At 72.8% G+C, this 6,636-nt stretch carries 6 protein-coding genes; 1 reads left to right on the plus strand and 5 read right to left on the minus strand.

Features of this window, described 5'->3' with window-relative positions:
• Positions 1-109: 109 nt before the first annotated feature.
• From NQU54_RS47790 to NQU54_RS47805, 4 genes are all read right to left on the minus strand, one after another.
• Positions 110-1,324: an acetyl-CoA C-acetyltransferase gene (locus NQU54_RS47790; protein WP_257636524.1), complete on the minus strand. Its 1,215-nt coding sequence runs from the start codon at positions 1,322-1,324 to the stop codon at positions 110-112.
• 73 nt (positions 1,325-1,397) lie between these two features.
• On the minus strand, positions 1,398-2,540 hold the full coding sequence (locus NQU54_RS47795; protein WP_079153690.1) for a CaiB/BaiF CoA transferase family protein: 1,143 nt from the start codon (positions 2,538-2,540) through the stop codon (positions 1,398-1,400).
• Positions 2,541-2,715: 175 nt separating this feature from the next.
• Positions 2,716-4,173 (minus strand): sialate:H+ symport family MFS transporter, encoded by a 1,458-nt coding sequence (locus NQU54_RS47800; protein WP_257636525.1) that lies wholly within the window; start codon positions 4,171-4,173, stop codon positions 2,716-2,718.
• The gene (locus tag NQU54_RS47805; protein ID WP_257636526.1) at positions 4,170-5,108 is read right to left on the minus strand and encodes a dihydrodipicolinate synthase family protein; all 939 of its coding nucleotides are present in this window, start codon (positions 5,106-5,108) and stop codon (positions 4,170-4,172) included. The genes NQU54_RS47800 and NQU54_RS47805 overlap by 4 nt, the downstream gene beginning before the upstream one ends.
• Before the next feature lie 163 nt (positions 5,109-5,271).
• Here NQU54_RS47805 and NQU54_RS47810 point away from each other — a divergent pair, with 163 nt between their 5' ends.
• Complete coding sequence (locus tag NQU54_RS47810) at positions 5,272-5,775, plus strand: DUF1203 domain-containing protein (protein WP_257636527.1); 504 nt, start codon at positions 5,272-5,274, stop codon at positions 5,773-5,775.
• Positions 5,776-5,897: 122 nt separating this feature from the next.
• Here NQU54_RS47810 and NQU54_RS47815 read toward each other — a convergent pair whose 3' ends face one another.
• A complete protein-coding gene (locus tag NQU54_RS47815; RefSeq protein WP_257636528.1) occupies positions 5,898-6,620 on the minus strand; it encodes an endonuclease V in 723 nt (240 codons plus the stop codon).
• Between the last annotated feature and the right edge of the window lie 16 nt (positions 6,621-6,636).

Raw genomic sequence — 6,636 nt, forward strand, 5'->3', positions numbered from 1 at the left:
GGGGGGGGGGGGGGGGGGGGGGGTGGGGGGGGGGGTGGGGGGGAGGGCGGGGGGGGGGGGGGGGGGGGGGGACGGGGCGGAAGGGCGAGCGGAGCGGCGGCCTCGGCGGCTAGAGCCGCTCGACCACCGTCGCGATGCCCATCCCGCCTCCCACGCACAGCGTCACCAGCCCGAACCGCCCGTTCCGCCGCTCCAGCTCGTCGATCACCGTGCCGAGGATCATCGCGCCGGTGGCGCCCAGCGGATGGCCCATCGCGATCGCGCCGCCGTTGACATTGACCTTGTCCAGGCTCAGCCCCATGTCGTCCACGAAGCGCAGCACCACCGCCGCGAACGCCTCGTTGATCTCGACCAGATCGATGTCGTCGATGGTCAGCCCGGCCTTGGTGAGCGCCTTACGGGTGGCGGGAGCCGGGCCGGTGAGCATGATGGTGGGGTCGGCGCCGGAGACGGCGGCGGAGACGATCCGGGCGCGCGGGGTCAGCCCGAAGCGCTCGCCGGTCTCGCGGTTGCCGATGGCGACCAGGGCGGCGCCGTCCACCATGCCCGAGGAGTTGCCCGCGTGGTGGACGTGGTCGATCGCCTCGACCCAGTGGTACCTCTGGAGCGCCACCGCGTCGAAGCCGCCGGCCTCGCCGATGGTGGCGAACGACGGCTTCAGGCCCGCCAGGGTCTCGGGGGTGGTGCCGGGGCGGATGTGCTCGTCGCGGTCGAGGACGGTCAGCCCGCTGCGGTCGCGGACCGGGACCACGGAGCGGTCGAAATGCCCCTCCTTCCAGGCCCGCGCGGCCCGCTCATGGGAGAGCGTGGCGTAGCTGTCCACGTCATGGCGGCTGAAGCCGCCGATGGTGGCGATGAGGTCGGCCCCGATGCCCTGCGGTACGAAGCCGGTCTCGTAGTTGGTCATCGGGTCCGCGAACCAGGCCCCGCCGTCGGAGCCCATCTTCACCCGTGACATCGACTCGACCCCGCCCGCGAGCACCAGGTCCTCCCAGCCGGAACGGATCTTGGCGGCCGCCAGGTTGACGGCCTCCAGGCCCGAGGCACAGAAGCGGTTCTCCTGGACGCCCGCGACCGTGTCCGGGAGCCCGGCCGCGATGGCCGCGATCTTGGCGATGTCGGAGCCCTGGTCGCCCAGTGGGCTGACGACGCCGAGGACCACATCGTCGATCGCCGCCGGGTCCAGCTCGGGGAAGCGCCGCCGGATCTCGTGGATGAGGCCCACCACCAGGTCGACGGGCTTGGTGCCGTGCAGGGCACCGTCGGCCTTTCCGCGCCCGCGCGGGGTGCGGATGGCGTCGTACACATACGCTTCGGTGCTCACGTCAGCGGCCTTTCAGGGGAGGGGAGGGATCGGGCGGGGACGGCTCAGCGGGCCGGCGGGGAGCGGACGGGGGTCATGACGGGTTTCCCCCGAGGAGCGAGGTGACTCCCCAGTCGCGGGCCACCTCGGCGGTCTCCGCCCCGGGCCCCTTGGGCACGCGGCGCACCGCGCCCGGGGTGGCGGAGAAGCGCGGGGCGGGCGCGGGCTGGGTGATCCCGCCGTGGTCGACGAAGGTGGAGCGGGCGGCGAGCTGCGGATGGGCCGGGGCCTCGCGCAGCGACAGCACGGGGGCGACACAGGCGTCCGAGGTGCCGAAGACGGCGGTCCACTCCTCGCGGGTGCGCTGCTTGAAGCGGTCGGCGATGGCGGCGCGCAGCTCGGCCCAGCTGTCGAAGTCATCGCGGGCCGGGGCCTGGTCGGCGATGCCCAGCAGCTCGATGAACTCGTTGTAGAACTTGCGCTCCAGGGGCCCGACCGCCATATAGCCGCCATCGGCGGTCTCATAGGTGCCGTAGAAGGGGCTGCCGCCGTCGAGGAGGTTGGTGCCGCGCTGGTCCCGCCAGCCCCCGGCGGCCATCATCCCGTGGACGACGGAGGTCAGATGGGCGGTGCCGTCCACGATCGCGGCGTCCACCACTTGGCCGGGGCCGCCCGCGCGGGCGTGCTGAAGGGCGGCCAGGACACCGATGACGAGATAGAGCGAGCCTCCCGCGTAGTCCCCCAGGAGGTTGGCGGGGGCGATGGGCGGGCCGTCGATCGTGCCGATCATGCTGAGGGCGCCGGTGACGGCGATATAGCCGATGTCATGGCCGGCGGACTGGGCGAGCGGGCCCTCCTGCCCCCAGCCGGTCATCCGGCCGTAGACCAGCTTGGGGTTACGGGCCAGGCAGTCGTCCGGACCCAGGCCCAGCCGCTCGGTGACTCCCGGGCGGTAGCCCTCGATGAGGATGTCGGCGCGCTCCACGAGGTCGAGAACGACGCCGACATTCTCCTCGGATTTGAGGTCGAGCAGCACCGAGCGCTTGTTGCGGTTGGCGAGGTCGAAGTCCGGGTCCATCCGCGGGCCCCTGGGCCCTCCGGGCCGGTCGACGCGGACCACATCGGCGCCGAGGTCGCCGAGGACCATGGCGGCGAACGGGCCCGGCCCGATTCCGGCGAGCTCCAGCACCCGCACTCCGGCCAGAGGGCCTGCCGCCCCCTCCTCAGCCACCGTCATCCCGTCCCCCAATCGTGTGACACCACCGCTGTAACACCGCCGATGCTAAGAACGCGTCCGGCATTCCACAAGCCCTCTCAGGAGTCTGTGGACAACCAAACGCCGTGACCGGAAAGGGGGTTCGGCCCCCGCGGTCGCATGGCGGGCCGGGTGTGGCGCCGACCGGCGTTCGGGGTCAGGTCGTGTCCACGCCGGGCCTCGCCGTCGACAGCGGCTGTCCGGGCAGGAGATGGTCCTGATCGCCCGCCGGATCGGTCAGCCGCCCGAGCCTGCGGGGCACATCGGTGCCGACCAGCACGATGACCACCAGCGTCAGCCCGAAGGTGAGCACCGCCAGCGCCCGCCCGAGGGACATGCCCTCGGCCAGATGGGCGCCGAGCACCGGCGCCACCGCACCCCCGAGCGCCCCGGTGTTGTAGACGAAACCGAGGGAGGCCGCCCGGCTCTCGGTCGGGAAGTGACCCGCGATGTACTTCGGCAGGATGCCGGAGATCCCCTGGCTCAGCGCGAGCAGGAAGAACAGCAGCACCCCGAGCCCGACCAGGGTGTCGCGCACCGCGAACACCGGGAAGACGAAGGCCAGCGAGGCGAGCAGGGTGAAGGCGTAGGCGCGCCGGGTGCCGAGCCAGTCGCCCACGAAACCCGCAAGCCAGCAGCCGGCCATCGTGCCGAACCCGGCGTAGAACATCACATCGGTGACCTCGGAGGGGGTGTAGCCGAGCTGCTCCTTCAGATAGGTGGGCAGCAGCGCCTGGATGGGCCAGCTGTAGAGGAAGGCGCAGAAGACCGTGCACATCAGGCCCACGTACAGCGGCCAGCGGCGCCGTCCGCCGAGCTGGGCCGCGAAGGCGACCAGACACCCCGCCGCCAGGATCGACAGCGGCCAGCGCCAGCCCGCGCCCGGCGGGGTGAAGACCAGGAACAGCGCGACGCTCGCGGCCACGGTCAGCGCCGTGTTGACGCTCGCGAGGGTGCGTCCGGCGAACAGCGGCCGGAAGGGGTTGGGCCGCGCCCGCGCCGCCGCCACCTCCTCGTGCCAGTCCCCGGCCTCCGGGAGCGCGCGCCGCACCCACAGCGCGACCAGCACCGGCAGCACACCGATCCAGAACATCCAGCGCCAGCCCCAGTGGGGCACCACCCACTTGTAGAGCTCGGAGGCGATGATGGTGCCGCCCGAATAGCCCGAGATGAGGAAGCCGGAGGCGCGGTTGCGCAGCCGTGCGGGCCAGCTCTCCAGGACATAGGTGGCGCTGGCGCTGTACTCGCCAGCCATGCCCATGCCAATCACTAGCCGGGCGGTGAACAGGCTGAGGTAGTTCCAGGCGAACCCGCAGGCGAAGGTCCCCAGAGAGTAGAGCAGAATGCTGACGATCATGGCGGCCTTACGGCCGTAGCGGTCGCCCAGCGCGCCCAGCAGCGCCCCGCCGAGCCAGCGGGTGATGAAGGCGCCCGAGACCAGGCTCGCGGCCGAGGCCGTGCTCAGGTCGAACTCGTCGGCTATCTCGGTCAGGACGAGCGTGATCAGCACAAAGTCGAAACCGTCGAGCAGATAGCCGATCCAGGCGGCGAACAGGGACTTCCACTGGCCGGGTGAGACCTCTCGGTACCAGGGCACCTTGGCGGCTTCGGTCACGGCAACAGCCCTCCCTCCTCCAGGAGTTGACGTACGGTCTTCACGGCCGCCCCGCCCAGCGGCACCTGGGGCGCGGCGGTGTCCGCGCAGTCGATCACGCCGAGCAGCCGCAGCGCGGCCTTGAAACCGCCCAGCCCCGACGAGCTGCCGCCCATCAGGGCCGGGTCCCCGGCGGCGGTGATGGCGAAGAGCGCGGCCAGCCGGTCCTGTTCGGCGGCGGCCCGCTCCCAGCGCCCCGCGCGCGCATGCTCGTACAGCCGGACGAAACCGGCCGGGTCGACATTGGCCAGCCCCGGGACGACCCCATGGGCCCCCGCCAGCAGGGCGCCGTCCACCGACAGTTCGGAGCCGGTGAGCACGGTGAAGGAGTCGATGAGACCGCGCCGGCGGACCTCGACCAGCAGCCGCCGCAGCGCCCCGTCGTCCCCGCTGCTGTCCTTGACCCCGGCCAGCGTGGCATCGGCGGCCAGCGGCAGCAGGATCGAGGGCGTCAGCTTGGAGTGGACGGAGACCGGGATGTCATACGCGAACAGCGGCAGGTCCACGCCATGGCGCAGCCGCCGGAAGTGGTCGGCGATCTCCACGGGGTGGGTGCGGGTGTAGAAGGGCGCGGTGGCCACGACCGCGTCCGCGCCCAACTCCGCCGCCGTACGGGCGTGGTCCAGCACCCGCGCGGTCGTCATGTCGATCGCCCCCGCGAGCACGGGCACCCGGCCGTCCGCGGCCTCGATGACCGCCTCGAGGGCCGTACGGCGGCCACCGTCGCCCAGATAGGCGGCCTCGCCGCTGGAGCCGAGCGCGAACAGCGCGCTCGCCCCCGCGTCGATCAGCCGCTCGGCGAGCGCGGCGAGGGAACGCGTGTCGACCTCGCCCGTGGGCGTGAACGGGGTGCACAGGGGCGGAACGACACCGGTAAGGGGAGCCGGAAGACTCATCGACACCCAGCCTTCTGAATAGCAGGACAATACGGACGTGGGATGTCCTATGTTTCGGCCCGAATCTGACGGAGCGCCATCGCCCTGTCAAGTACATTCCCGCCTCAGCGCCCCGTCCGAATCCTGCCAGCGCTCCGTGCCCCCACCCGCCAGCCTTGAACGCATGAGCGAGAACCACGGCGAGATCTACGAGATGCGGGCCATCGCGCCCGAGGCGCTGAAGCTGCTGCGCACCACCGACGACGCGGGGCATCCGCCGCGCCTGGTGGTGGATGACGAGGAGGGCGGCAGCCCGCTGCGCTGCTGCCTGGGCCGGAGCCGCCCGTACGAGACCATCGCACTCGTCTCCTACGCCCCGCTGCGCCGCTGGGCGCGCGAGACGGGTGCCGGACCCGGCCCGTACGACGAGGTCGGCCCGGTCTTCATCCACCCCGAGGAGTGCGACGGCTGGACCGGCCCCGGCATCGCGGAGGGCATCCGGGGCCGGCGGCGGGTGCTGCGGGCGTACTCCGCCGAGGGCAGCATCCTCGGCGGCCGGCTGCTGGACGACGGCGGGCCGACGATCGAGGAGGGGCTGGCCGAGTGGTACGCGGACCCGCGGGTGGCGGCGGTGCATGTGCGCGCCGTCGAGTTCGGCTGCTTCCTGGCCGAGACGCGGCGGGTCTGACGGCGATCCGGCGGCGAGCCCGATCGGGTCGGACTGCCGTCAGGCCGATCGAGACGGGCTCCCGTCAGGCCCCGGCGGCTTCGTCGACGCACCCTCGGGGCCGCGTCACGTCCTGGCGGCCTTCAGCGCCCGGCGGCTTTCAAGGCCCGGCGGCACAGCGCGTCCGCGCGCCGTGTCGTCTCGGGCTGCCGGAAGTCCCGGGCCAGGTGCAGGGTGTACGCACAGGCGACCGCGATGGTCGTCCGATGGCCGACGGAGACGAAGAGCGGCTTCACACCGTCGCGGGTGCGCAGCGCCCGGCCGACCTCCTCCTCCCCGTCGAGCAGCGGCGCCCAGTCGCCGCGGCGCGGCCCCGGGTCGGCGTGGCGGAAGCCGAAGGGTTTCTTGGCGACGCCGATGGTGGGCAGCCCGGTGAGCACCCCCAGATGGCTGGCCAGCCCGAACCGGCGGGGGTGGGCGAGGCCGTAGCCGTCGCACACCACCAGGTCGGGGCGGCGGCCGAGCCGCCGGTCGAGGTCGCCCAGCGCGTCGAGGACGGCCGGGATCTCACGGAACGCCAGCAGCCCGGGGACGTACGGGAAGGTGACCCGGCCGACCGCGGTCGCCTCCGCGACGACATCGAGGCCGCGGGCGTCCAGCGCGACGGCGGCGGCCGCGACCAGGTCGCGCTTGTCGTCGTACGCCACGTCCACCCCGACGACCGCACCGGGGCCGGTGCCCGGCGCGGGCACCTCCCCGCCGACGACCACGGACCCCCGCGTCCGCTCCTGGACGGCGATCGCCTCGGCCTCGGTCGAGGGCCAGTCGCGGGGCAGCTCATATCGTGGATCGACAGCGCTGGTCATCGTGTGGCTCACGTTA

The organism is Streptomyces malaysiensis subsp. samsunensis, from assembly GCF_024519315.1.
Taxonomy (GTDB): Bacteria; Actinomycetota; Actinomycetes; order Streptomycetales; family Streptomycetaceae; genus Streptomyces; species Streptomyces malaysiensis.